Below are 26,877 nucleotides of genomic sequence, written 5' to 3'. Positions count from 1 at the left end.
CAATAATTATTCCATTTGTCCCCTTTCTAATTCAAAATTACCAATTAACTATCATTTTTTATCTTCCAATAGTTTAAAAGATTAAGGTAAATTGACAATGATTTGAACCCAAATGCACTTTTTAAAAGGCAACTTTATTGTCTAATAATGGATAAAATTAATTATTAAATAGTTGACTGATTTTTTCCTCGGATAAAAGGTTTTTATCGATGTAGACCTTATTATTGGCATCAATGTCATTGTCTAAGCGGTAAGCATCTTTAAATCCCACCAATACCACTTTAATACCTCTTTCTTTGGCATTCACCATCTTAAATTCATGGATTAAATCTAGCACATCTTGTGCAATATAAACCGTATCAAAGGCATTGATTATTACTTTGGAATTGTCCGGAAGCTTATTCAATGTAAGTTTAATGGCCGCTTTATTTAAGAATGACACCTCTTGCGCCAAATCTACATGAATCACATCACCACTACTGTATTCTTCTTTCCTAAAGAAATATGCTTTTTTGATATTTCCACGTAAGATGAAAATAACACTTATGATCATTCCAAGGGCTACGCCATTCAATAAACCAAGGAAAACTACTGCTAGCATGGTAGCAATAAATGGTACAAACTGGTATTTTCCACGGTCCCAAAAATGTTTAATAGTAGCTGGGTTGGCTAATTTATATCCTATTGTCAATAAAATGGCTGCTAGGGTGGCCATAGGAATTAAATTGAGTATCATTGGTATGCTTAATACACAAATTAGAAGCAGAAAACCATGTATTATAGCCGACATTTTAGTTTTGGCACCTGAATTGGCATTTGCAGAGGATCTAACCACTACAGAAGTCATTGGCAGTCCACCTAAAACACCGCTAATCATGTTTCCAACTCCTTGTGCTTTCAACTCAACATTGGTATTGACAAACCTTTTCAATGGATCCAATCTTTCCGTTGCCTCTATACACAACAATGTTTCTATGGAAGCTACAATAGTAATAGTAACTGCCACAATCCACACACCGGGATTAAATACCGCTTCATACGAAGGGCTAACAAAAATCCCTTTAAACTCTTCTATACTTTTTGGAACCGGCAAGTTAACCAAGTAGTCTGCACCTACAGCAAAAGAACTGTTTGTGGCAATAAATAAACCATTAATAAATATCCCTAATAATACTGCTACCAAAGCTCCGGGCACCAATTTCAATTTCTTTAATGCCGGCGTCTTTTGCCAAGTGATTAACACAGCCAAGGAGGCAACTGTAATAATGAGAATTCCCGGCTGAATGTCTAGAAATGCAGCAAATATATCAGTAAAAATGGCTAAACCAGAGCCTATTTCCACATCAGATCCTAGGGCCAACGGGATTTGCTGAATAAAGATAATTACACCTATACCGGCTAGCATTCCTTCGATTACATTTGAAGGAAAATAATTTGAAATTGTACCGGCCTTCACAAAGCCAAGTATTAACTGCATGGCTCCTGCCAAGATCACAGCCACCAAAAATGACTCATAGCCAAGATCAGCTATGGCTACAAAAACAATGGCAGTAAGGCCCGCAGCAGGCCCTGAAACACTAATATGTGATTGGCTTAAGGCACCTACGACTATACCACCAACTATTCCGGCAATAATTCCTGCAAACAAGGGGGCTCCTGAAGCCAATGCAATTCCCAAACACAAGGGCAAGGCTACCAGAAATACCACCAAACCTGATGCAACATCTGATTTCAGATGTGCAAATAGATTGTTACTTTTCATGTAATTTAATTATGAGTTTAAAATTTCTTTCCCTTAGCTAAATGAAAGCCAATGAACTAAGGGGTGATAAAAAACCACGGTCAACTTAATGTCGACATGGACAAAAAGAAAATTTAATTAAACTCCGGAGGTGGTACGATTATGCCGGGATCATAAAGGCTATTGACAATATTGTCAATATTAAACCTTCGAGAAACAACATCATCAAAAGACTTGGCCAATAATAGATGATTGGTTGGGAAAAAATCGTCTACATCCAACTCACACTTTACTTCGTGTTCTTTGGTTTCTTCCTCGGTGAAAGAAAAAAACATGGAAATATTGACCTCATCATCTATTGCTGCAACCACTAAGCTGGGCATAAACAATAGAGATAAGAAGAGGGTTAAAAACCCAAATGCTATACTCCGATATGTAGACTTCTTGAAATTCAATCTAAAATATTTGCACTTGCAATATAACGAATAACTCAAAAATTAACGTCATACCGTCAAAAATGTTTAGATATTTTTGTCAATTTGACACTTTTAAGCGAGAAATTTATCCTAAAATTAAAAAATTATTAAAAGTCACTTCCAATTTTTAATTCAATATTAAGTTCACACCGGATGATGCGATGGAATTCCAGATACTTGTCCTCAATATTTTCAGGTAACGTTGAAATTAAAAGAAAATCAGGCTGTTTTGAAACTATAGTATAACATTATGATAGTGAAATTCAAACAGAAACGAAGTAGATGATTTTAAAGCAATTTCAGCATTTAATAGATGGTCAATTTCGTATTTTGGAGTCAAACTTTTTCTTTAATTCCATAACAGTTCACAATGAAGGATTCATATTTTTTCCATTCTTCCATCCAATAAATGGATTATTTTTTTTCCATAGGCCGCATTTTTTTTCGAATGGGTTACCTGTATAATAGTGACTCCTTCTTCGTTCAGTTGCCTAAAGAGGTCCATAATTTCTTCTCCCTGTTTTGAATTCAAATTTCCGGTAGGTTCATCGGCCAATATCAATTTTGGTTTACCAATTAAAGCACGAGCAATCCCAACCAGTTGTTGTTGTCCGCCGCTTAGCTGTGTAGGAAATAAATCCTTCTTGCCTACAATATTAAATCGATCCAACATATCGGCAACAAGGGCCTTTCTTTCAGACCCCGAGTATTTTTTATAAAGCAATGGCATCTCCAGATTTTCATAGACAGTTAACTCATCTATCAGATGGTAAGCCTGAAAAACAAAACCTATGTATTGTTTGAAAAGCGATGCTCTTTTCTTTTCTTTTAATTGATGGACAGGTTCATTAAGAAAGTTATACTCCCCTTCATCAAATCCATCCAGCATACCAATTATATTCAATAAAGTAGACTTTCCGGAGCCTGAAGGTCCCATAATGGAAATAAAATCTCCTTCCTTTACCTCCAGGTTAATGTCTTTAAGCAAAAACACCCTTCTTCCACCTTGTTGAACCCATTTGAAAATATTTCTTAAGTTTATTAACATCGAATTATTTAATAATTTTTAAAATCTATTTTGTAATTAACTACTCATCCTTTAGCGCTTTTATTGGATTGGCAGTGGCTGCTTTGAAACTTTGCCAGCTGACAGTCAAAATGGCAATGCCTATGGAGACAATTCCTGCAAGCAAAAAAATAGTCCAATTGATTTCAGTTTTAAAGGCAAAACCTTCCAGCCAACTTTTCATGGCATACCATGATATTGGAATGGCTATAAAAAAAGCCAGCACTACCCATTTTAGAAAATCCATGTTAAGCAAAAGAAGAATTTCAGAAATTGTGGCGCCATTTACCTTTCGGATACCAATTTCTTTGGTTCGCTTGGCCATTGAGTTGGATGCTAGGGCAAATAGACCCATGCAAGAAAGTAGCACCGCCAGAATAGAAAACCAAGCAACCAGGGTATTGATTTGGACGTATTCTTTGTATTGTTCATTAAGCTTTTCATCAGCAAAATAGAATTTAGGTTCAATTCCTGAAAATGCACTCTTCCATTTTTGTTTCAATTGTTCGAGCATTTGCAAGCTGGCTCCTTCCTTGGCCTTTATGGATAAAAAGCCCCAATTGGTATAGTCTTCCTGTTCTGAAAAAATATGAACCAAAGGTTGAGCTTGATGCTGAACACCCTGATAACTGAAATCATCTACAATTCCGACTACCTTTCGGATATCTCCTTGTTCAGAACTTTCATTTAAAATTTGTCCATTTGCCTCATTAAAGCCAAGCTTTTGCGCAGCAGCTTTATTAAGTACTATGGCATTTTCATAATTTATATTGCCTTTTTCAAAACCATTTCCTGACAATTGTTGAATGCCAAAAGTTTTGAAATAATTGGCTCCGACATAAGCTTTTCTCAGGTGTATGGATTCCGCTGAGTTTTTTCCATGAGGGAAAAACACATTGTAGTTTTCACTATAATACCCGGGTATGCATTGAGAAAAACTTACCGATTCTACCAAAGGGCTCTCTTCCAATTCCTTGGCAATTCGCTCATAATTATTGCCGGTATTCTCCATATTGGGAAACTGCCAGGGTTGTAATTCTGTAATGATTACATTTTCTGTATCGAATAGTGGATCTTTTTCCAGCATGCCTTGCACCTGCTTCCTTACCAATAATGTTCCTGAAATTAAAATTATCGCTATGGCAAACTGAATTACAATTAAAGAATGACTCCCTGAAGAAGACCTGATACCAGAAAAAACATTCCCTTTAAGGCTTTCAGTCAATTTTCCTTTGGTCCAAAAAAGAGAAGGTATTAATCCGGACAGACCTCCAACAACAGCCCAAATTAATAATGGAATCCAAATAAATATTGGCTTTTCAAAAGGTGTGAATTGCAAACTTGTATCATTGAGTGTATTAAATGTTGGCAAAAATAAGCCCATCAACATAAGCCCTAACAGCAAAGCTATAAAGCTAACCACAAAAGACTCTGTCAATATTTGTCCGATAATGTCACTTCCCGAAGCTCCATGTACTTTTTTAATTCCAATTTCCTTTACTCGGGACTGTACACTATTAATGGTCAAATTTATAAAATTAACTATGGCTATACTTATGATGCCCAATGCAATTATACATAAGATAACAATCAAAGTTTGGTTGGATTCTTCAGTGGAATGATAGGCTTGGAGCGGTAACAAATTGAGGTTTGTTTCATTTTGACCTACAGGTAAATAATTTTCTTTAACAATCTGCTTTAATTTTTCATCAATTGCTTCCGGTTCTATCCCATCTTTTAATTGAACATAGCTTATGGAAAAAGTATTGTACCAGTCATGAATTCCCTTTATCCAAGGAGAAATCTCTTCACCTGTTTCATAGGAAGAAACGATATCAAATTTTATGGATGAATTAGAAGGAATGTCTACTACCCCTTTTACTTCCAAAAAAACCTCTTCAAATTTTATTTGGAGTTTCTTACCTATTGCCGGTTCATTCCCAAAATACTTTTTAGCAAAGTCTGTACTTATCACCACACTGTATTTTTCTTGGATAGGATTTATATCGGACCCCTCGGTGAAAGGAAAACTAAAGATGGAAAAAAAGCCTTGGTCAACATAATGAATATTTTCCTGAAAAGCTTTGTCACCATGGCTGATCCGAAAACCCTCCCAATCGAATATCCGCGTGCCATTGACTACTTCCGGTACCTCCTCCAACAACTTCGACAATAAAGGCCCTTTGGTTTGAACAGATTCTCCATCCCTGAGCCTGTAGATATTATCATAATTATCATGAAACTGATTATAGGTCAGGTCATTGTAAACATAAAGGGTTAAAAGTAAAAATGAAGCTATGCCAATGCCTAAACCAAAGGTGTTGATCATAAAAGATCCTTTGTTGTGCTTAATGTTTCTGAAGAATAGTTTTAAGTTATAGCTTAGCATTGTATACAAATTTCTAGTTAGGATTGGCCTTCTACATTACAATTACGATCTTCATGCCACAAATTCAATCAGTTGATTTTCAGTTTTTTACATCCATTAAATTATTCATTTAAATTTTACGTGTAAAATTTTTTGACAGAATATGTACAATAAATTTACAACGCCCCCCTATTCCGTACTTAAACTCTTCACAGGATTGGTATTGGCTGTTGCAAATATTTTGATACTGATGACAGCCAATGCAATTATTGAAATACCTAAGCCACCAAGTAGAAAGACCCACCAACTCAAGGCTGTTTGGTTGGCGAATTCCTGTAACCAGGTGCTTATGCCCCACCAAGCTATAGGAACAGCAATAACAAAGGCAATGCCTACCAATACCATGAACTCCTTACCCAGCAAGAGGTTAAGTTGCATGATGGAAGCGCCAAGGACTTTTCTAATACCAATCTCTTTGGTGCGCCTTTCGGTGGTATGGATAACTAAGCCAAAAAGTCCTAAGCAACTGATAAGTATGGCTAAACCTGTGGCCCATTTTAAAAGTGTTGCTGTCTTTTGCTCTTGGCTATAAAATTGTTTTACATCTTCATCCACGAAATTTATTTTAAACGTTTCGTCAGGAAAGAACTCCATCCACTGCGTTTCTATTTTATTAATTGCCAAAGGCCAATTTTCTGTATCGTTGGCTTGAAAGGAAAAGTGTAAGGTTCTATTTTGACTATTCTGAACAAATGCCATAGGCTCTATTTCCTCTCTTAGGGAACTTTGGTTAAAGTCTTCCATTACCCCTACAATAGGTATATTTTTATCGTTCACTTTGAATTGCTGGCCAATGACCTCTTCCGGTTTTTGAAATCCAATATGGCGCATCAATGTTTCATTGATTACATATTCCGAAATGGAATCATTGAGAGGTAAACGACCCGTCAAAAGGTCTACGCCATATAAGTCGAGGTAATTTTCATCCCCAAAGAGCAATTGTATTTGAACATGGTTTTCCTTTCCCTCAGAAAAATAGCTCACACCTCTTCCTGAATAGCTTTGCGATGCGGGAGGGGCTCCAGCATTACTTAAATTTTTAATCTCAGGAATAGTTTCAAGACCCTCCTTAAACGCTTCATATTTTTCAATCGAAGCATCACTTCTCGGAGCTCTAATATAGGCGATGGACTCCGATTTAAATCCCATATCCTTATTTATCAGGTAGTTTATCTGTTTTCCTACCAACAGTGTAGCTATAATAAACACCTGGGCAATAACAAACTGGAAAACAGTTAAGATTTTTCTTAAACTCCCCTTGTCTCCATCCAAAACCGATTGGTTTTTGAGTACGGATACTGGTTTAAAATGAGACAATACAAGGCCTGGATAAAATCCCGCAAAAAAAGTAATGAGGACTAATAACAGCAATAAAGAAAGAATAAGCACCGGGTTTTGCATTAAATCCAAACTAAGCCCAGGAGGAATAAAGTCGGCAAATACACGAAGCAATAAAGAAGCTAAGAATAGGGACATTATAGCTGCCGCAAAGGTCAAAATAAAAGTTTCGCCCAGGTATTGAATCACCAACTGTTTTTTGGAACTTCCTAAAGTTTTTCGAATACCAATCTCCTTGGCCCGCTTAGCAGATTGAGCTGTATTGAGGTTGATAAAATTAATGCACCCTAAAAGCAATAGAAAGAGGGCAATAAAACCCAAACCAAATAAAACATCAGCACTTGCCCGATAAGGGCTGCTATCAAATACACCGTAATTATCGTTAAGGTGCAGGGCTTTCAAAGGTTGCAGGTTGAAGGATCGGATATAACCCATGGCAACCATTTCTTCATTACTGTACTCTTCTGCCAATGCATCCAATTGAGCTTTTACTGCATCTTTACTATTAAATTTATCCGTTTTAATAAACAATTGGGTGGATGAACTGATACTTCCCCAACTTGTATCATAGATATAGCCATACTTCTCTGAATTTTGAAACGACTTTCGGGAGAGGAACTCCTTGAAGGTAAAGTCACTGCGTTCTTCAAATTCAGCCACAATTCCTATTACTTTTACGATTAAAGAATCCTCATAGATCATGGTATTACCGATAATTTCTTCGGGTGATTTGTCAGGGAAGTATTTTTCCGCCCTACTTTTGCTCAATACTACTTCATACGGGTTTTCCAGCGCTGCATTGGATGATCCGGCAAGCCATTGGTATTTGAATACTTTAAAATATTCCTGGTCAGCAATCACTATATCTCCGGGCCAGTCAAATTCTTTTTGACTGGATGCTACAGTTACTTTATTAACACTAAATAGAAAAAAAGGGCTGACATGATCAATTCCTGTTCTATTGGCTTGTAAAACATCAATCAGCGGTACCGGAACACCTCTAGAATGTCCTTCCTGATCAGGTCCCTGAGTGTCTACTACCACACGGTAAATCCGGTCTCTATCCTCATGAAATTTATCAAATGTAAGGTCATAATAGATCATGATACCAATTACAAAAGCAGCACTCAAACCTATGGAAAGGCCAATTACATTGATCAATGAAAAGGTTTTGTTTTTCCAGATACTTCGAAAAGCAATTTTTAGATAGTTCTTATACATGATTTTCGGGATTATTCGGTCCTTAAACTCTTCACAGGGTTTGCAATTGCAGCTTTAATGGCTTGAAAACTTACCGTTAAGAGCGTAATAAGTAATGCCCCGCAAACTGCCCAAATAAAAGTCCACCAAGAAATACTCATCCGGTACTCATAATTCTGTAACCATTGACTCATAAAGTAATAGACGATAGGAATCGCAATCAGACAGGAAATTATAACTAGGGAAATAAAATCTTTGGAAAGCATCTGCCATAAATTTAAAACTGAAGCTCCGAGTACCTTCCGTACACCAATTTCCTTGGTCCGTTGCTCTGCAACATAGGAAGCCAAGCCAAAAAGGCCCAAACAGCTAATAAGAATGGCCAAAAGGGTAAAAACTCCCGCTAAATTGCCCAGCCGTTCTTCGGATTCAAACTTTTGACCAAAAGCCTCATCTACAAAACCATAATCAAATTTGGCAGAGGGAACCACTTGGGCAAAAACTTCTTCAATTTGGGCAATGGCATCACTGGCGATGGCCTCGGGCTTTATTTTAATGTTAATATAGTCTACCCTATCGTAATCAATATAGAAAAATGCCTGTTTTACTGGTTGATAGGGCGACTGCATCACCATGTTCTTCGTAAGGCCAATGATCTCTGCACGGTCACCGTTTCCAAAATAAAAAAAGCTTCCTACCGGATTTTCTAGACCCATGTATTTGGCCGCTGCTTCATTGATTATAACTGCAGAAGAATCAGTAGCAAAGTCCCTGGAAAAGTCCCTACCTTCCAGAAATTGCCATCCCACTGTATTCCCATAATCATGGGTCACCCGTAAAATGCCAAAGTCAGGTGTCATCTCAGGATCTTTGCCCTCCCAGCTGATGCCACCACCTCCATTGCTATAAACTCCCATTAGTGGGGAAGAAGATTGGGTCATGTCTTCTACTACTCCGGTATTTATCAAATCATCCCGCAAAAGGTTGTACTTGCCATTGTACTCAGGATTGTTCATTTGTATCGAAATAAGATTGCTTCGGTCATAGCCAATTGGCCGGTCCTTGGTAAATTCAATTTGGTTAAATACAATCACTGTCCCTACTGCCAACATGATAGATACGGCAAACTGAAAGACTACCAATACCTTTCTGGGGACTGCAGAATAAGCTCCTGCTTTAAATGTTCCTTTTAATACTTTAATTGGACTAAAGGAGGAAAGATACAATGCCGGATAACTACCGGCCAATAAGCCTGTAAGCAAGGTAGCACCAAATATGGATGCCCAGTAGAATGGATTGGCCCAAGGTATCTCCATACTTTTTCCCGCAAGTTCATTGAACCATGGAATGGTGAGCAGTACCAATGTCAATGCGAAAAGTAGGGCAATACCTGAAATCAATATGGATTCGCTTAGAAATTGGAAGACCAATTGCTGCTTATTGGAGCCCACTGTTTTTCTAATGCCTACTTCTTTTGATCGCTTTTCAGAGCGAGCTGTACTGAGATTCATAAAATTAATACAGGCCAAAACCAATACAAATAAACCTATGGCAATAAATAACCACACAAATGTGATCCTACCTTCTGTAGGCTCTCCCTGAGCATCAAATTGAGAATACAAATGCCATTTGTCCATGGGATAAGCAAAAGGATGTAGGCCACGTCTCTCAAAACCTTCCAATGATTCCGCGGGTCCGTATTGAAAATACAAATCCTTTAAAGCCGCATTGGCTGTTTCAAAATCAATTTCCGGCCTCAATTGTACATAAAACTGGAAAGACCAATCGTCCCATACTGTTTTTACTCGTTCGAATCTTTGGGGCTCATTGGCCTCTGTCAATTTCCAATTCGCAAAGAATTTCACATTGGCAAAACTATTGTTTTTGGGGAGATCCTTGTAAACGCCATTTACGACAGCATCCATCTCATTGTTGATTTTTATAGATTTACCAATTGGATCTTCTCCACCAAAAATGGCGACTGAAGCTGTTTCAGACAAAACTACTGCATTCACCTCATCTAAACTCGAATAAGCCCCTTTTATCATTTCGAAAGAAAGCATCTCTAAGGCTTCGCTTTCAATAAACTGTCCTGTTTGGGTGTAATTTTCTCCATCATTGGTCAACACATAATTCCCTACCCAAGTGGCACGTATTGCATGAGTAAAATAATCTGAATAATTGTCTTTTATAACGCTACCCATGGTGTATATCGTAGAGGGAAAAGACTCAATTTCACTTGTATCCAGATTTTTAGTTCTATTGTAAATCTGAGCAATCTTATCATGATTTTTATGGTAGGTATTGAAAGTAAATTCATCCAGTACCCATAGACCAATCATGATAACTACTGCCATTCCAAGTGCCAACCCTCCGATATTAATTGCAGAGTAGCCCCTATTGCGTGTAAGATTTCGCCAGGCTATTTTTAGATAATTTTTGTACATGGTTGTATGGATTATTCGGTTCGTAAACTTTTAACTGGGTTTGCATACGCTGCTTTATAGCTTTGCCAACTCACTGTCACCAGAGAAATTAATAAGGTAATCGCACCAGCCAGGACAAATACCCACCAACTTATACTGGTTTTGTAAGCAAAATTTTGGAGCCAATTTTGCATTAATAAATAGGCTATTGGGCTAGCTATAATAAATGCCCATCCAACCCATCTTATGAAACTGATATTCAAAAGGGAAATCACTTCCCAAACCTGAGCCCCATTTACCTTGCGGACTGCTATCTCTTTCACCCTGCGGCGGGTATCATAAATAGCGATAGTAAAAAGTCCTATTGCAGAAATAATCAAGGCAATAACTGTAAACAATATGTAATTAATACCCAATTGCTTTTCTTTTTGATAGAGTGAAGCTATGTCATCTTCTAAAAATGTATAGCTGAACGAAGCTTGAGGATTATTATTTTTAAAAAATTTTTCAAGAAATTCCAATCCGCTTTCAATTGAACCCTCATGAAATTCAACAATATAAGGATCATCAATATTTTCCATATAAATCATAATTAAAGGTTGGGTTATGGAAGAAAGGTGTTGATATTTAAAATCTTGTACAACACCTATGATTTTATAATCTCCCCAGGATTCATGCTCCATTATAGTATTGTTGATATCTCTTATGTTCCAATACTTTTTTGCAGCCTCATTAATCACAATCTTATTTTCACGAGAACGATCTATATCATTATCAAAAAAGCGACCTTCTAATAATGTCAATTGAAATAATTCTTTATAATTAGGAGAAACCTTTAGCATATTATGGGTTTCAAGTTCATTTTCATCATTTTTATTCTTCCAATCCATTGTAAAGGAGTCGATAGGCTTATCACCTTTTGCAAAGAATTTGATATTTCCATTCCTTCCTAATTCATTCTTACCAAGATTAATCTTAGTTAAAAATTTATCATAATCTTCTCTAGATTCAATATTTGAAGGAATCGTCCACAATTTTGCGCTCAATATATTTTTTTGATTAAATCCCAAATCCATATCCAGCATTAAAGACAATTGCTTCGCTACAACCATAGAAGATATCAATAATAAAAAAGCCAATGTGTATTGAAAAACAACAATTGTCCCCCTCCATTTAAGGTTTCTATCGTTTATAACCATATTTTTCAACCCATTTACCAAAGGAACTCTACCCCCTATTATAAATGGATAAATCATACCCATTGTGGCTATTAATAACAGTACCACAAAGTTTATTATAATAACTTCCAATAAAGAGGGAGAAAGATAAATATTTGTTAAGCTCGTAAAGGTTGGTAAAACTGAAACGTAAGCTATCGTGGTAATTATAGTACCTATTATTATCAAAAATAGCATTTCAACAAACATTTGTTTTGCTATATGATTTTTATTAGCACCATTTACAATCTTTAAGGCCGCATCTTTTATTCTTGAATTTGTATTTATAATTTGTAAATTAGAAAAATTTAATGCAGATATAGTAAGAATAACCAGCATAATAACAATTTGTATATACAGGTTCTTTTCATTCACTAAACGACTAAAAATACCAATACTTTGAACATTGCTTTTATTTATCTCTTTATAATCAAAGGGTAAAATATCCACTGTGGTTTCTTGATATCGATTGTATTTATCTTCAAATTGATTTATTTTTTCTTTAAACAAAGTCTCATCGAAGCTATTATCTACCAAAATAAAACTACCACCCATCCTGTTGAAAAAATTGCGATCGTTATATTGTTGAGGCATAATAAAATCAAACTCTATAGAACTATTAAAAGGTACTTTGTCTAGAATACCCCTAACTGTGAATTTTTTTATCTTCCTATCACCTACGTCAATGCTTTTACCAATTGGATCTTCTTCTCCAAAGATAATATTAGCAAAGTCCTCTGTTAATAAAATGGCGTCTGGTTCATCCAGAACATTGTTGACATCCCCTATCAATAATTTAAAGTCAAAAACCTTAAAAAACAAGCTATCTGTTACCAAACCTCCCGCTGAAACAGTTGTATTGTCATAGGTAAATAATAATTCTCCATCAGAATATTTACTTACCCCCGTATGACTTCTCAATTCAGGGAAATCTTTGTATTCAATATTTAAATTTAAGGTAGGGTCGAAAACCTCTGGCAAACTCTTGGCTGAAATCTTTTTAGTAATTACATAAATATTATCTTTATTCTTATGAAATCCATCCATGTTTAATTGGTCTGGCACATAAGAATACAATAAAGAAATACACAAGGCAGCTAAGGATAAGGTTAGAATGCTCCCTATAAAAATTACATTGTTATTTCTGAAGTTTCGTAATGCAAATTTGATGTAGTATTTTAGCATTATTTCTTTATTATAATTAAAAATTATTTACTAATTAAAACGGAATTAACCATATAGTTCTTATCTCAAAAGACCGAGAGTTATTATAGTTTTTTATTCAGACCGTAAACTTTTAACTGGATTTGCAATTGCTGCTTTTAATGCCTGAAAGCTTACTGTTGTCATTGCGATAGCTAAAGCAATACCTCCGGAAAGCAAAAACATCCACCATTTAATTTCAATGTGGTAGGCAAAGTCCTGTAACCATCTATTCATGCCAAACCAAGCAATGGGAAGGGCAATTAAAGAGGCAATCCCAACCAATTTTCCGAAATCCTTGCTCAGCAAAAGGGTTACAGAGGTAACGGAAGCCCCAAGTACTTTTCTTATACCAATTTCCTTTCTACGTTGAGCAGTGACAAAGACCACCAGCCCCAATAGCCCTAGACCTGAAATGATAATAGCCAAGACTGTAAAGACCAGTGATAATCTCCCCTGCTTCTGTTGAGCCAAGTATTGTTGGTTGAAATTTTCATTGAGAAAATGGACATTTGCTTTATTCTCCCCATCAAATTGTTCCATTGTACTTTTTACAAATGCGATTCCTGCAAGTGCTTTACCTTTTGATATTTTTATATAAAGATTGTCTCTATCCCTATCATTCGGCGGCATCAACAGTACCATAGGTTCGATTTTATGCTGCAAAGAAGTTGAATGAAAATCTTTGATCACTCCGATAATATGTCGATTTACCAGGCTGTCATTTCCGGATTTATAATTAATTTTCTTTCCAATGGCATCGGAATAGCCAAGGGATTTCATCAATGTTTCGTTAATGATTACAGTGCCTTCTTTATCTGTTGCCCTATCAGTTGAAAAATTCCTACCCTGTAATAACTCCATTCCATTGGTTGGTAAAAAATCCTCATCGATGTATAGAAAATTTGCCATAGTGGCAGTGCTTTGCATTTTTCCATCCACCTCAAAAAAGAAATTAAATTTACCTAGATAATTGGTACCTAAAGGATTACCGGCAGTAGCCGCACTTTCTACTAAAGGGCTTTGCAGGAGTGTTGCTTTCAATGTGGGTATTTTACTTCGGACTTTTGGATCATCAATATGGCTGATCAACACTTGGTTTTTATCAAATCCAAGGTCTTTTTCAGAGACAAATTGCATCTGCTTATGAACGATATAGGAACCACTAATCAGGCAGACTGTAATTACAAATTGGACTACCACAAGTGTTTTCCGTAAGAAAATACTTGTCCCCATATTGACTATCTGCCCTTTGAGTGAAGGAATCATCTTAAGCCTTGACAAAAACAAGGCAGGATAACTCCCACACAAAACCCCAATCAAAACAGTAAAAAGGACAATTATCCCAATGGTTTTAAAGGCTCCAAAATACAATAGAGTCAAATCTTTTTCTGCCAATTGATTGAATACAGGAAGGCTTAATTGAACAATAAAACAAGCTAAAATTGAAGCAATAAAGGTGACCAAAATTGCTTCGCTTAGAAACAGCCCTACGAGGTGTTTTATTTCAGATCCAACCACTTTTCGTATTCCGATTTCCTTCACCCGCATGACAGCTCGTGCTGTAGATAGGTTCATATAATTGATAACCGCAATCAACAATACAAGGAATCCAATTACAATAAACAAGTAGACCAATTCAGCCTTGCCATTGGCACTGAACTCATAATCCAGATGAGAATACAGATGAATATCCGTTAGTGCTTGTAATTCTATTTTAAAATCAGAAAAATTCATTCGTTTGGCCAGATCCTTTTCAAAAGGAACAAGCTTGTTTGCAAATGATTCTGGGTCAGTTCCTTTCTGTATTAGGAGGTAAGTATAAAGATACGCTGCATTCCAATTTTCACTACTTAGATCTTCCCTTGCAAAGGAACGGATTGCACTGAATAGCATATGGGAGTTTTTTGGAATATCATTTATTACTCCTGTTATTTTGATAGGCAATTTATTATTGCCTAAGGCAATTGTTTTATTGATTGCTTTGGAGGCTTCTCCGAATATTTTAATGGCAAGGCTTTCGGTAATGACCATGGTTCCCGGATTTATTAAAGCTGTTTCGCCATTTCCATGCAAGAAGGGATAATCAAAAAGTTCAAAAAAAGTATTTTCAGCAAGCCAAATGTCTTCCTGACTAAAACTTTTATTGCCGTAATTGATCAGGTCGCCACCTTCAATATTGATTCTTACTGCCTCTTTCACTTCAGGGAATTTATTTTTTAAAGCAACTGCAAATGGTGGAGAAGTAAGGGCAATTTCCATTTTTCCATTGTCCCAATTCGAATGCTGAACAACCCTAAAGATTTGATCCGAATTGCTAAAGAATTTATCATAGCTAAGCTCATCTGCTACATACAATGCAATCAACCAAAAAGCAGCGAGACCTATGGAAATACCACTGATATTCAGAAAGCTGTAGCCCTTGTTCCGCTTTATATTTCGCCAGGCAATTTTCAGATAATGTCTCCCCATGGTTTTCGGATTTATTCGGTTCTTAAACTATTAACTGGATTGGTTATCGCCGCCTTTATACTTTGGTAACTTACCGTAAGAATGGCAATACCTACAGCTAAAATGGCAGCATAAGCAAAAATACCCCAACCAATTTCGATCCTGTAGGTAAAATCCTCAAGCCATTTGGACATGGTATACCAACCGATGGGTAAGGCGATCAAAATGGATAGGCCGACCATTTTCAGAAAGTCAGTTGTCAGCCGGAAAGTAATTTGCCCGACACTTGCTCCTAATACTTTTCGAATACCAATTTCCTTCATACGCTTTTGGGCGTTGAAAGCAGCCAGACCGAAAAGGCCTAAACAAGCAATCATTATGGATAAAACAGTAAATACCATGAAGATCTGTCCTAATTTTTGTTCGGATTCGTAAACCCTATTGAAGGAATCCTCCATAAACCTGTAGTTGAAAGGTTGGCCGGGCGCCATTTTGGTCCAAATTGACGCTATTCCTGTAATGGTATTGGAAAAATCACCGGATTTTATCCTAACAGCCATTGTACTTGATGAACTTCCTAAAGAAAGGCTCAATGCACCAATATCTTCCCTTAAAGATTCAAAATTGAAATTTTTTACTACCCCGATAACTTTATAGAAAACTGGGTTTTCTTCACCTAAATCCCGGGACAGTCTCAAGCCCAAAGCTTCCTTGGGTTTTAGCCCTAAAATTGCCAATGCGGATTCATTTAAGATTATCCCAGTAGAATCTGTAGGGTAGCGTTTGTCAAAATCACGGCCCGCAATTAATTCCATATTCAAGGTGGATATATAATCATGGTCTACCATCCACCTTTGCATTTGCAAGGCATTTTCCTGCGCTGTGGATCCTTCTTTAAAGAAAGAGTGATCTTGTCGATAAGAAGGCGTAGGCAAATACCCACTTAAAGAAACACTGGCCACCTGACCTAACTGTTGAACTTCCTTTTTAAAGGCTTCAATTTGGTTTCCAGTTGCATAAACATCATCTACGATCAGAATTTGATCTTTGGTATAGCCCAGGTCTTTACCCTGAATAAAATTAAGTTGCTGAAAAACAACCAAAGTAGCCACGATCAATAAAACCGAAATGGCAAACTGGAAAACGATAAGTGAGTTTCGAACTCCTGCTCCCCCAATGCTGTTTTGTCCACTTCCTTTAAGGACTTTTGCAGCCACAAATTTCGACATGAAGAACGCAGGATAGCTACCTGAAAAGAGGCTTAATAGTATGGTAGCCGAAAACAAAATGATCCAGAAATAAGGAGCTGTATATGGTAGACTCATTGATTTCCCCGAAAGCGTATTAAAAAAGGGAAGTGCCAAAGTTGCAATCCCAATGGCCAGCAGCAAAGAAATAAAAGAGATCAATACGGCTTCGGTCAGGAATTGCCCAATCAGTTGAGACCGGTTAGACCCCAGGGTTTTGCGGATGCCAACTTCTTTGGCTCTTTTAAGTGAGTAGGCCGTTGACAAATTCATAAAATTAACGCTTGCCAAAACAATTAAAAACAATCCTATGAATGAAAGTATATAAACATTTTGAATACTGCTATTGGCACTGAGCTCATGGTGACGATTGGAATGCAAGTGAATATCGGATAAAGGAATGGTACTGTACCTTAAATAATTACCGGATGCGGCAAAGGATTCTTCTGTTATTCCGGGATAAAATTGCTGAACATAGGGAAAGATGTATTTCTCCATGATGGAATGCAAAGGCGCTTTAAAATCTTCAATACTAGCCCCCGGTATCAACTTGATGAAGGTAAAATAATTGTGGCTGGTCCATAACATTTGCTGAGCATCTTCGTATCCGGCCAATGCCATAAATAGAGAATGATCTCTTAATAAACTATTCTTGGGCAGGTCGTCCATTACCCCTGTTACCGTATAAGTATCCTCATTGTTCACCAATAGGCTTTGTCCCAATGCATTCTTAACTCCGAAGTGTTTTTCCGCAGCTGTTTTGGTCAGCACCATGGTATTTGGCTCAGTAAGTGCAGTTCTTGAATCCCCTACCAACAGGTTTATTCCAAAAAAATCAAAAAGCGTTGAATCTGCAAAAGCTACCTGCTCTTCTTTGGTGTTTTCTTCAGTACCGGTTTTCCTGAGAAGTAAACTTCCTTGATTCCTGATCCGGGTAACCTCTTCAACTTGGGGAAAATCATTGCGTAATGTTCCGGCCATTGGAGCACCGGTTTCGGCTAGTTGCATGACCTCTCCACCAAATTTTATATCCGAATTGATTCTGTAAATGCGGTCAGAATCAACAAACATTTTATCAAAGCTCAATTCATCGTATACATATAGAGCTATTAGCATGCCCCCCGCAATACCTATGGTAAGGCTGAAGGTATTGAGAAAGGTAAAGAAAGGTTGTTTCTTCAAGCTTCTCCAGGCAATTTTAAGATAATTTCTAAACATGATTTCAACCTTTAATTTTTATTGCGTTCTGGAAAGTTCAAGAAGCAATTCACTATTATTTAAACCTACTGAGTCCTTAGCCATACTTTTTAATCCTCTTTTATTGCTTTGATAGGATTAAGACTGGCCGCCCTAAAGCTCTTATAACCAATCGTGGTAAATGCTATAAAAAGCGTGATAAAGCCTGCCAAAGCATAAATCCACCAATGTATAGCTATGCGGTAGGAAAAACCTTGTAGCCAATTTTCCATCAGGTAATAACCCAAGGGAAAAGCAAACAGAAAGGATATGGATACCAATAGAAGAAAATCCTTGGTCAACATGGCAATCACCTGCAAGACAGATGCTCCCAGCACTTTCCTAATTCCAATTTCTTTGTATCGCTGTTCGGAGGTATAAGTGACCAAACCAAAAAGACCTAAACAGGCAACTACTATGGTTAGCAGTGCAAAGCCATTTAAAACCTTCCCCATATTTTGTTCCGTTTGATAAGCCCTTTGATAGGATTCATCCATAAGGGAAAAGCCAAAAGGTTCTGCAGTACCGAAAGAATTCCACATTGATTGGGTTTCCGCAATTAGAGCCTTCATGTTCAATGGTTTGGCTTTCACGAGCAAGCCACCATACGGTCTGTAGTACATCAACAAAGGCTCTATGGGTTGGTGTAAAGATTTAAAGTGAAAGTCTTTTACCACGCCTATTACTGTACTTGTATGGGTCCCATCTGAGATGGTTTTTCCTATTGGATCTTCTCCAAATCCAAAAACCTCAACTGCCGTTTGGTTAATGATTACATTGGATGAATCAGCGCCGAAATCTCTTGAAAAATTTCTTCCTGCAACCATATCCATTTCCATTGTAGGAATATAATTTTCGTCTATATTAAAAACAGGCATGCGCCGATTAAACTGCCCATTAATGTAAATCTGTGTCACATTATTGTCCGAAGGGCCTGCTGGCACAAAGGAAGACTGGGTGACAGCGCTTACTTTGGGATTTTTCATCAACTCATTTTTGAAGGCCTCTTGGTTATTTTCCAACAGATAGGCATTCCTAATAACCAAAAGCTGCTCCCTATCATAGCCCAAGTCCTTGTTTTGAATATATTTCATTTGCTGATTGACTACCAAAGTTGACAAAATCAAGCCTGCAGAAATTACAAATTGAAATACCACCAAGGCACTTCGCAAACCTTTATTTGATCCCCCCGAAGCACTATTGGTTAATCCTTGAATGGCACGAAAGGAAGATAAATAGATGGCCGGATAACTTCCTGCCAATAAACTGATTAATAAAGTAAATACAGGCAAAGCCAATAGCAACTGTGGCTGCAAAAAGTAGGACAATTCCAGTCCTTTTCCGGAGAAATCCACATATAATGGACGTATTAGAATTATGAAAACCACTGCAAGGAGCATGGCTACTGAACTTGCGATAAAAGCTTCGGATATAAATTGATAAAAAAGTAATTGTTTATCTGCGCCCAATACCTTTCGAATCCCCACCTCTTTCGCTCTCTTAGTGGCTGTAGCGGTAGAGAGGTTGATAAAATTGACACAAGCAATCAAAAGCATAAACAGGGCTATCGCACTGAAAATATAAACATACTTTATGTCTCCTCCCTCTTCCAATTCACTGTACGAGGCATTGTCGGAGTGCAAATGAATGTCACTGAGCGCTTGTAAAGCAAAACCAAGTTGGTTGTCTTTGGTAAATTCTTCAAAGGACACCCCCATTTCTTCCTGCATGGAAGGCCCCATATATTTCCCAATCAAACCCGGCAGTTTGGCCTCCAATTGTTGGTGATCAAATCCCTTTTCTAGCAAGAGATAGGTGAAAAAGTTACCTTTGAACCAAGAATTACTGTTGGCTTCAGGGAATCCTTTCATTGAAGCAAAGAGGTCAAAATGAAAATGGGCATTTTCAGGCATCTCCTCAATTACACCTGTAATGGTATAGGGTTGTTCCTGACTTTCCAGGTAAAACAATTTCCCTATTGCATCTTTGGTTCCAAAATACTTTTCAGCCAATGTTGTTGTTATAACGACCGTATTCGGTTGCTCCAATGGGTTTCCAGCATCCCCGGCTATAATAGGCAGGCTAAAGATTTCGAAGAAATTTGGATCTACGTAGGCAAATCTTCCATCTCTAAAGGCCTGCTGACCGACAGTGATCTTTGGAGTTCCTAACCTTCGAATTCTAGTTGCATCCAATACTTCGGGAAAGTTATTCTTTGCCGCTTGAGCCACCGGGGCCATCACCACCCCTTCTTTTATTTCCTCACCATTTACCTTGGCTCTAAAAACAATCCTTGCAATCTGATCTACCTTATCATTGTACTGATCATAGCTCAATTCATCCAGCACAAAATGAGAGATAATGACACAGGATGCGATGCCCAAAGCCAATCCAACAGTATTGATGGAAAAAATGGCTTTATTTTTCAGAAGGCTTCGCCAAGCTATTTTAAGGTAGTTTTTAAACATTTTTGAAGGATTATCAGGGATTAATTTATCATGGTATTTGAATAATAATCACAGTGCAGCACCTATGGCCCTATTTTGACTTTCGGTGACAATTTGTCCATCAAAAAGATTAACCACTCGATGGGCAAAGTGTGAGTCATGGGCCGAGTGGGTCACCATTACGATAGTAGTTCCTTCCTGATTGAGCTCAGTAAGCAAGTTCATTACTTGCAAACCATTTTTAGAGTCCAGGTTTCCTGTTGGCTCATCGGCTAATATCAACTTTGGCTTGGTAACCACAGCCCTTGCAATGGCCACCCGCTGCTGTTGTCCCCCGGACAATTGGTGTGGAAAATGCTTTTCCCTATGGGCAATTTTCATTCGCTCCAAAACCTGTATTACCTTTTCTCTGCGTTCTGCCTTACCCATTTTCAAGTAAATTAGTGGCAGCTCCACATTTTCAAATACGGTCAACTCATCAATCAAATTAAAGCTTTGGAACACAAAACCCAGGTTCCCTTTTCTTAACTGTGTTCTTTGATTTTCACGGAGTCCTGCCACCTCATTTGAAGCAAAATTGTAACTGCCTTCTGTTGGGTTGTCCAACATGCCTATGATGTTAAGCAAGGTGGATTTCCCACATCCTGAGGGGCCCATAATGGCCACAAATTCTCCCGACTCTACTTTGAGGTTCACTTTATTTAAGGCTAAAGTTTCAACCTCTTCTGTACGAAAGCTTTTTACTAAATCTTTAATGATTATCATCGTTAATTATTTTTTTCAATACCTAATTTTAGAAAATGCCTTTTTATGTTGATTATTTAAGCACAATTCTATCTGCTTCACCAAAATTGTCATAGTTGCTGGTAATTACTTGTTCTCCCGGCTCTAAACCTTCGAGGACCTCATAATACCTTGCATTTTGCTTGCCTATTCTAATGTTTCTTTTAATTGCTTCATCACCCTCCGTATTCACTACAAAGACCCATTGTCCACCTGTACTTTGGAAAAAACTACCTTTGGGCAACAAAATGGCATCAGAAGACTCTCCTAATTGCAATTTAATATTATAGCTTTGTCCTGTTCTTATGTTTTCTGGTTTGTCTGATGTGAATACCAGATCCACTTTAAATTTCCCACTTCTCACCTCCGGGTAAACTTTCCTAAGCCGCAAGTTGAAATCATTATTGTTTCTTTCTAATTCCGCCCTTAAATCTCTCTGAACCCGGTCAATATAATGCTCATCAATATCCGCTTCAATCTTATAATCAGTCAATACATTGATCTGACCAATGCGTTCTCCCTGAGCGATGCTCTGACCAATTTCTGCATCAAGGAAACCCAACTGTCCATCTGCAGGAGCACGCACATTCAAATGATCCAATCTTTCATACACCATCGACAGAGTTTTTTTCATGCGTTCCAAATCTGTATCAAGACCGGATAAAGAAGTTTCACGCAACTCTTTGTCCTGTTCCGTCTGTAGTTTCACAATTGCATATTGCTCTTCAGAAAGTTCATAATCCTCTTTAGCGATCAGGTATTCTTCTCTGGAAATCAACTCCTCTTCATACAAGGCTTTGTTCTGCTCATAATTTCTTTTAAACCTTTGTAAGTTAGTGCTGGCTGTTGCAAGGGATTTTTTGCCTTCTACTTGCCGGGAATCGAAGGCCAATTTAGTAGACCTTAAATCATTTTGTTTGAGGGCAAGGTTACTTTCACTTGCCAAGATCTGCTCGTAAAGATTCCTATTTTCCAAAACCAGAATAATGTCACCTTTTTTGACGGTAGCTCCTTCTTCTATTAATTTCTCAGTTACCCGCCCACCTTCATAGGCATCCATATAAATGGTGGCAATGGGGGCTACATTTCCATTGATGGTGATATAATCATCAAATTTACCCTCTACCACCTCAGCTATAGATAATTTACCCTTTTCAGTACGGAAAGTAGCAACAGAACTAGTAAACCATAGCTGATAAGCTGCATAGATCAACAATGCTCCAAGGGCAATGTATCCGTAATGTTTTGGCCTTAGGCCTTTTTTCTTTTCAAGTATAATATCCATAAGTTATTGAATGTTAAAAAGGGATACTCCCCTATAAAAATCTATGGTACTGTTGTTTACTTCTAGGCTTAAACCTACCTCTAGGTTTTCATTCTGTGCCGCGGCAAACAGGTTTTTTGCATTGGTCAATTCTAATACACTAACCAAGCCTTTTTCATATTTTCTTTGGGCGATTAGGAAAGCAAGCTCTTGCGCTTTTAGCTTCTGAAGACTTTGGGCATATTCTTTTTGCAAAGCCCTATTTTCTACTACCAACTCCTGAATATCATTATAAACCTGTTGTTTCTGAATTTTAAAGTTGTTTTCAGTCCGCCTAAGCGCTATTTTACTCTGCTTGACCGCAGATCTACCGGCCCAGCCCCTACTGATAGGTATATTTAAACTCAATCCTATTGACCTATAGGTATTGTCGCGAATTTGATTCCTAAATTCTATGGTATTTCCCATGCTGTCTCTGGTAGTTTGGAAATACCCTGTGCCAATATTTGCATACATTGAAAGGGAGGGATATAGCAAAGAACGGGAAACAGCCACTTGCTTTCGGGCGGCGTCAACCCTATACCCTTGTGCCTTGAGCATAGGCAAAAAACTTTCGGCTTGCCTGTATATAGAATCTGTATGTATGGTGTGAAAAACCCAATCTAAATCCTGATTATCCCTTTTCTTTGCAATGGAAAAATTTTCCCTGTCTTCTAAATTCATGGCTTGCACCAATTGAAGTTTAGCCAGTTCCAGTTTGTTTTGGCTTTGAGTAAGGACCAATTTGTCAGACAATAATAGGGACTCAGACTCATAAAGATCAGCACCTGCTTTTAATCCCAATTCAATTTGTCTTTTAACCAAGTCGTAATTGGCTTGTGATACACTTACCTGTCCCTTGCTTACGACAATCAACTCCTCAAAAAACCGGACATCATAAAATGCCCGCATCACCCTAAAGGCCAGCAAATACTTTTGCTGCAATGACTCCTGCAAACTTGCCTCAAAAATGAATCTTGACGTTTTGATGGCATTCATCTTTAAGAATCCCTGAAACAAATCAATTGAGGAATTCAAAGAATAGCCATTGGAAAAGAATTCATTTGTTACCACGTCATTGGTAAAAGGATCTGTACTTCTACCATAATTGATAGTATACCCTGTTGAAGCATCTATTCTGGGAAGAAGATTCCGGATAGATTGCCTGTAATTTTCATTTTCCGTTTGGGAAACGTATTCATAATCCTTTACTTCAAGATTATTCTCTAGGGCGTAAGCCACACATTCTTCCAAAGTCCAAGAAGCCTGTGCCTGCAACTTAAAGTTGATTATGCTTAACAGAAGTAGAAATGTCTTTAATTTTAGTGCCATAGGTTAATCATTCTGAGAAACTCATATACCAGCAGTATGCCACAATTTTAAATACCTTATATACAGATACTTATATCATTTTTATATTCAAAAAATGGTTTATCTGTAAAATTTTTGTACGTGAATTGTAAAATTTTTTTACAGTTTATAGCAGCTTGATAATTTGAATAGTAGATTTAGCACTTTGCATATTAAAAGGAAATAGATATGATTGATGCTAAAATCCTGGTAATTGATGACAATAAAAGCATGCTCAGTGCTTTGGAGATATTGTTACAGTTTGAATACAAGCATGTAGCAACCCTATCCAACCCAAATCAAATTAGCTCTTATTCCGGATTTGCAGATATAGACATTGTTTTATTGGACATGAATTTTTCGGCAGGAATAAACTCCGGAAATGAAGGGCTCTATTGGTTAAAGCAGATCAAAGAAAAGGCGCCATATATCTCTGTAATCATGATGACAGCTTATGGCTCCATAGATTTGGCTGTGAAGGCCATCAAAAATGGAGCGGTAGATTTTATTTTAAAACCCTGGAGTAATGAAAGAATGTTGGCAACAGTCAGATCTGCTTACCAGCTCAGAAAATCCCAAAAACAAGTCATCCAACTTCAAAAAAAAGAGAACAACCTGAAACAGGTCATCAATCAAAATAAACATTCAATAATCGGTCAATCTGAAAGCATAAAATCTGCCTTAAAACTAACCAGAAAGGTGGCACAAACGGATGTGAATGTATTGGTAACAGGAGAAAATGGTACGGGAAAAGAGCTTATTGCCAGGGAAATTCATCGGTGTTCCAAAAGGAATAATGAAATATTTATCGGTGTAGACATGGGCTCCATTTCAGAAACACTTTTTGAAAGTGAGCTTTTTGGTCACCTTAAAGGGGCTTTTACAGATGCCAAGGAGGATCGTGTCGGTAAGTTTGAGGCAGCAGATGGAGGTACTTTATTTTTAGATGAAATCGGCAACCTCTCTCTGAAAATGCAGACCAAGCTACTCTCTGTTATTCAAAATAGGACGGTGATTAAAGTAGGGTCTAATCAACCCATCCCTGTAGATATTCGACTGATCTGTGCCACCAATTGCGATTTGGAAAAGATGGTCAGTGATGGACTGTTCAGGGAAGATTTGATGTATCGAATCAATACGATACATGTAGATGTACCCCCCTTACGTAATCGAGGAGAAGATATCTTGGTCTTGAGTCGGTATTTTCTGAAAAAATTTATGTATAAATACGCTAAGCCGGATTTGCGTATTAATCAAGCTGCAAAAGAAAAGCTATTGAATTACAAATGGCCCGGAAATGTACGAGAATTGCAGCATACCATAGAGAGGGCTGTTATTTTAAGTGAAGGCAATGTATTGAAGCCTTCTGATTTTTTCCTAAATTCAGCAGCCATCTCTTCATTTGACAGCTTCCCAAATTCACTAGAAGAAATGGAAGCATTGATGATTGAAAAGGCCTTGAAAGATTGTGATGGAAATTATACAATGGCCGCAGATCGACTGGGTATAACCCGACAAACACTCTACAACAAAATAAAAAAACACAAAGATTGATGGCCAGTAGGAATTTTTATTTTCAAATGATCTTTAGGGTTGTACTGATTTGTGTTACAGCCTTATTGATGGCCTTTTCCTTTACAAGAGAATGGTATAGTTTTGGGGTTATTTTTCTTTTCTTGATTGGCCTTCAAACGTCCTTCCTTATCCGCTATGTAAACAAAACCAACCGCCAAATAGCCTATTTTTTTGATGCTATCAAAAATGAGGACTTTACATTAAGATTTCCTGAAAAAGTTCAAATTAAATCTTTTAAAGAACTAAACCAAAGTCTAAATAGAATCAATCAATTGATTTTAGATGTGCAAATTGAGCTTCAGACAAGAGAAAGGTATTATCAAGAAATATTGAAACAAATCGATATTGGCATTATGACTATCGATGAAAAGGGACATATTTTATATACCAACCCTTTTTTGGAGAAATTACTCCATTTCAGCCCTTTACTACACATCAAGCAATTGCTACAAATTGATCAAAATTTATTTGACTTGGTTGACAAGCTTAAGCCCTTTGATCAGAAGTACTTACAAATGGTAAATGAAAGAGAACAAAACCAGTTGCTTTTCAAGACAGTGCCGATAATTAAAGAAGATAAAAAGCTATTACTTGTAACCGTTCAGGATCTACAAAAAGAACTAGATGAGAAAGAAACAGATTCTTGGGTAAAATTGATCAGAGTACTTACCCATGAAATAATGAATACCATCACTCCTATCACTTCCATTTCGGAATCCTTGTCTAACTACTATAAAGAGGATGACAATGGAGCCTTAAAATGGGGGAATTTAAGCGAAGACCAAATAAACAATACCGTTAAAGGATTGAATGTGATTCGAATTCAAGGGGAAGGTCTCATGGATTTTGTCAAATCATACCGAAGTTTCTTGGATGTACCCGCTCCCGACAAATCTATCGTAGCAATTAAACCTTTATTGGATAGGGTTAAAGTATTGATGCGGATGGAAAATATTGAGCCAAACCTGCAATTTAATTTATTGGTAACTCCCGAAGATCTAGCGTTTTACATAGACGAAAAACAAATCGCACAAATATTGATCAACCTTTCAAAAAATGCCATTCAATCCATGGCAGGTCAAAAAGAGGCTATCCTAAGTATTAAAGCAGGCATTAATGATGAAGATAAAAAATATATTGAAGTAAAAGACAATGGACCCGGAATACCGGCAGATCAATTGGACGAAATATTTGTCCCTTTTTTCACAACCAAAAGAGGCGGAACAGGAATAGGCTTGAGTTTATCCAAACAAATCATGCATTTACATGGAGGCAGCATTAGGGTGCACTCAGAAATTGACAGGGGAACAGGGTTTGTTTTAATTTTTTAATCAGGCTTCGAAGTAAAGACAATATAATATAAGAAGCCGACCCAATTAATGAATCTTCA

At 37.3% G+C, this 26,877-nt stretch carries 15 protein-coding genes; 2 read left to right on the top strand and 13 right to left on the bottom strand.

Annotated features, from left to right (window positions below):
* Positions 1 to 157: 157 nt before the first annotated feature.
* The 13 genes from Q4534_RS00865 to Q4534_RS00805 form a co-directional block, all read right to left on the bottom strand.
* Entirely contained in the window at positions 158 to 1,762 is a 1,605-nt protein-coding gene (locus Q4534_RS00865) for a SulP family inorganic anion transporter (RefSeq protein WP_303611272.1), read from the bottom strand.
* Between the two features lie 113 nt (positions 1,763 to 1,875).
* Positions 1,876 to 2,124 carry a hypothetical protein gene (locus Q4534_RS00860; protein ID WP_303611271.1) on the bottom strand — a complete coding sequence of 83 codons (249 nt, stop codon included), beginning with the start codon at positions 2,122 to 2,124 and terminating at the stop codon, positions 1,876 to 1,878.
* 472 nt (positions 2,125 to 2,596) lie between these two features.
* Positions 2,597 to 3,265 carry an ABC transporter ATP-binding protein gene (locus tag Q4534_RS00855; protein ID WP_303611270.1) on the bottom strand — a complete coding sequence of 223 codons (669 nt, stop codon included), beginning with the start codon at positions 3,263 to 3,265 and terminating at the stop codon, positions 2,597 to 2,599.
* A gap of 40 nt (positions 3,266 to 3,305) precedes the next feature.
* Positions 3,306 to 5,672, bottom strand: a complete 2,367-nt coding sequence (locus Q4534_RS00850) for an ABC transporter permease (protein ID WP_303611269.1) — start codon at positions 5,670 to 5,672, stop codon at positions 3,306 to 3,308.
* Positions 5,673 to 5,840: 168 nt separating this feature from the next.
* Positions 5,841 to 8,270, bottom strand: coding sequence for an ABC transporter permease (locus Q4534_RS00845; RefSeq protein ID WP_303611268.1), 2,430 nt, complete (start codon positions 8,268 to 8,270; stop codon positions 5,841 to 5,843).
* 11 nt (positions 8,271 to 8,281) lie between these two features.
* Complete coding sequence (locus Q4534_RS00840; protein WP_303611267.1) at positions 8,282 to 10,696, bottom strand: ABC transporter permease; 2,415 nt, start codon at positions 10,694 to 10,696, stop codon at positions 8,282 to 8,284.
* A gap of 11 nt (positions 10,697 to 10,707) precedes the next feature.
* Complete coding sequence (locus Q4534_RS00835; RefSeq protein WP_303611266.1) at positions 10,708 to 13,077, bottom strand: ABC transporter permease; 2,370 nt, start codon at positions 13,075 to 13,077, stop codon at positions 10,708 to 10,710.
* A gap of 93 nt (positions 13,078 to 13,170) precedes the next feature.
* A complete protein-coding gene (locus Q4534_RS00830; protein ID WP_303611265.1) occupies positions 13,171 to 15,567 on the bottom strand; it encodes an ABC transporter permease in 2,397 nt (798 codons plus the stop codon).
* Positions 15,568 to 15,578: 11 nt separating this feature from the next.
* On the bottom strand, positions 15,579 to 18,011 hold the full coding sequence (locus Q4534_RS00825; RefSeq protein ID WP_303611264.1) for an ABC transporter permease: 2,433 nt from the start codon (positions 18,009 to 18,011) through the stop codon (positions 15,579 to 15,581).
* 89 nt (positions 18,012 to 18,100) lie between these two features.
* A complete protein-coding gene (locus Q4534_RS00820; protein WP_303611263.1) occupies positions 18,101 to 20,497 on the bottom strand; it encodes an ABC transporter permease in 2,397 nt (798 codons plus the stop codon).
* Positions 20,498 to 20,545: 48 nt separating this feature from the next.
* Positions 20,546 to 21,241, bottom strand: a complete 696-nt coding sequence (locus Q4534_RS00815) for an ABC transporter ATP-binding protein (protein ID WP_303611262.1) — start codon at positions 21,239 to 21,241, stop codon at positions 20,546 to 20,548.
* A 52-nt stretch (positions 21,242 to 21,293) separates the two neighbouring features.
* Positions 21,294 to 22,544 carry an efflux RND transporter periplasmic adaptor subunit gene (locus Q4534_RS00810; RefSeq protein WP_303611261.1) on the bottom strand — a complete coding sequence of 417 codons (1,251 nt, stop codon included), beginning with the start codon at positions 22,542 to 22,544 and terminating at the stop codon, positions 21,294 to 21,296.
* 3 nt (positions 22,545 to 22,547) lie between these two features.
* Positions 22,548 to 23,894 carry a TolC family protein gene (locus Q4534_RS00805; protein ID WP_303611260.1) on the bottom strand — a complete coding sequence of 449 codons (1,347 nt, stop codon included), beginning with the start codon at positions 23,892 to 23,894 and terminating at the stop codon, positions 22,548 to 22,550.
* Between the two features lie 207 nt (positions 23,895 to 24,101).
* On the opposite strand from Q4534_RS00805, the gene Q4534_RS00800 reads away from it, so the two are divergent.
* Positions 24,102 to 25,466, top strand: coding sequence for a sigma-54 dependent transcriptional regulator (locus Q4534_RS00800; RefSeq protein WP_303611259.1), 1,365 nt, complete (start codon positions 24,102 to 24,104; stop codon positions 25,464 to 25,466).
* Entirely contained in the window at positions 25,466 to 26,818 is a 1,353-nt protein-coding gene (locus tag Q4534_RS00795) for a PAS domain-containing sensor histidine kinase (protein ID WP_303611258.1), read from the top strand. The genes Q4534_RS00800 and Q4534_RS00795 overlap by 1 nt, the downstream gene beginning before the upstream one ends.
* Positions 26,819 to 26,877 lie beyond the last annotated feature (59 nt).

The sequence above is a fragment of the Cyclobacterium sp. 1_MG-2023 genome, from assembly GCF_030546805.1.
Lineage (GTDB): Bacteria > Bacteroidota > Bacteroidia > Cytophagales > Cyclobacteriaceae > Cyclobacterium.
The sequence above is the reverse complement of the archived record's forward strand: the minus strand, read 5'-3'. Positions and strand labels throughout refer to the sequence as shown.

Coding starts and splice junctions, on each gene's coding strand:
- Q4534_RS00865 (WP_303611272.1), bottom strand. CDS start 1,762: ATGAAAAGTAACAATCTATTTGCACATCTGAAATCAGATGTTGCATCA.
- Q4534_RS00860 (WP_303611271.1), bottom strand. CDS start 2,124: ATGCCCAGCTTAGTGGTTGCAGCAATAGATGATGAGGTCAATATTTCC.
- Q4534_RS00855 (WP_303611270.1), bottom strand. CDS start 3,265: ATGTTAATAAACTTAAGAAATATTTTCAAATGGGTTCAACAAGGTGGA.
- Q4534_RS00850 (WP_303611269.1), bottom strand. CDS start 5,672: ATGCTAAGCTATAACTTAAAACTATTCTTCAGAAACATTAAGCACAAC.
- Q4534_RS00845 (WP_303611268.1), bottom strand. CDS start 8,270: ATGTATAAGAACTATCTAAAAATTGCTTTTCGAAGTATCTGGAAAAAC.
- Q4534_RS00840 (WP_303611267.1), bottom strand. CDS start 10,696: ATGTACAAAAATTATCTAAAAATAGCCTGGCGAAATCTTACACGCAAT.
- Q4534_RS00835 (WP_303611266.1), bottom strand. CDS start 13,077: ATGCTAAAATACTACATCAAATTTGCATTACGAAACTTCAGAAATAAC.
- Q4534_RS00830 (WP_303611265.1), bottom strand. CDS start 15,567: ATGGGGAGACATTATCTGAAAATTGCCTGGCGAAATATAAAGCGGAAC.
- Q4534_RS00825 (WP_303611264.1), bottom strand. CDS start 18,011: ATGTTTAGAAATTATCTTAAAATTGCCTGGAGAAGCTTGAAGAAACAA.
- Q4534_RS00820 (WP_303611263.1), bottom strand. CDS start 20,497: ATGTTTAAAAACTACCTTAAAATAGCTTGGCGAAGCCTTCTGAAAAAT.
- Q4534_RS00815 (WP_303611262.1), bottom strand. CDS start 21,241: ATGATAATCATTAAAGATTTAGTAAAAAGCTTTCGTACAGAAGAGGTT.
- Q4534_RS00810 (WP_303611261.1), bottom strand. CDS start 22,544: ATGGATATTATACTTGAAAAGAAAAAAGGCCTAAGGCCAAAACATTAC.
- Q4534_RS00805 (WP_303611260.1), bottom strand. CDS start 23,894: ATGGCACTAAAATTAAAGACATTTCTACTTCTGTTAAGCATAATCAAC.
- Q4534_RS00800 (WP_303611259.1), top strand. CDS start 24,102: ATGATTGATGCTAAAATCCTGGTAATTGATGACAATAAAAGCATGCTC.
- Q4534_RS00795 (WP_303611258.1), top strand. CDS start 25,466: ATGGCCAGTAGGAATTTTTATTTTCAAATGATCTTTAGGGTTGTACTG.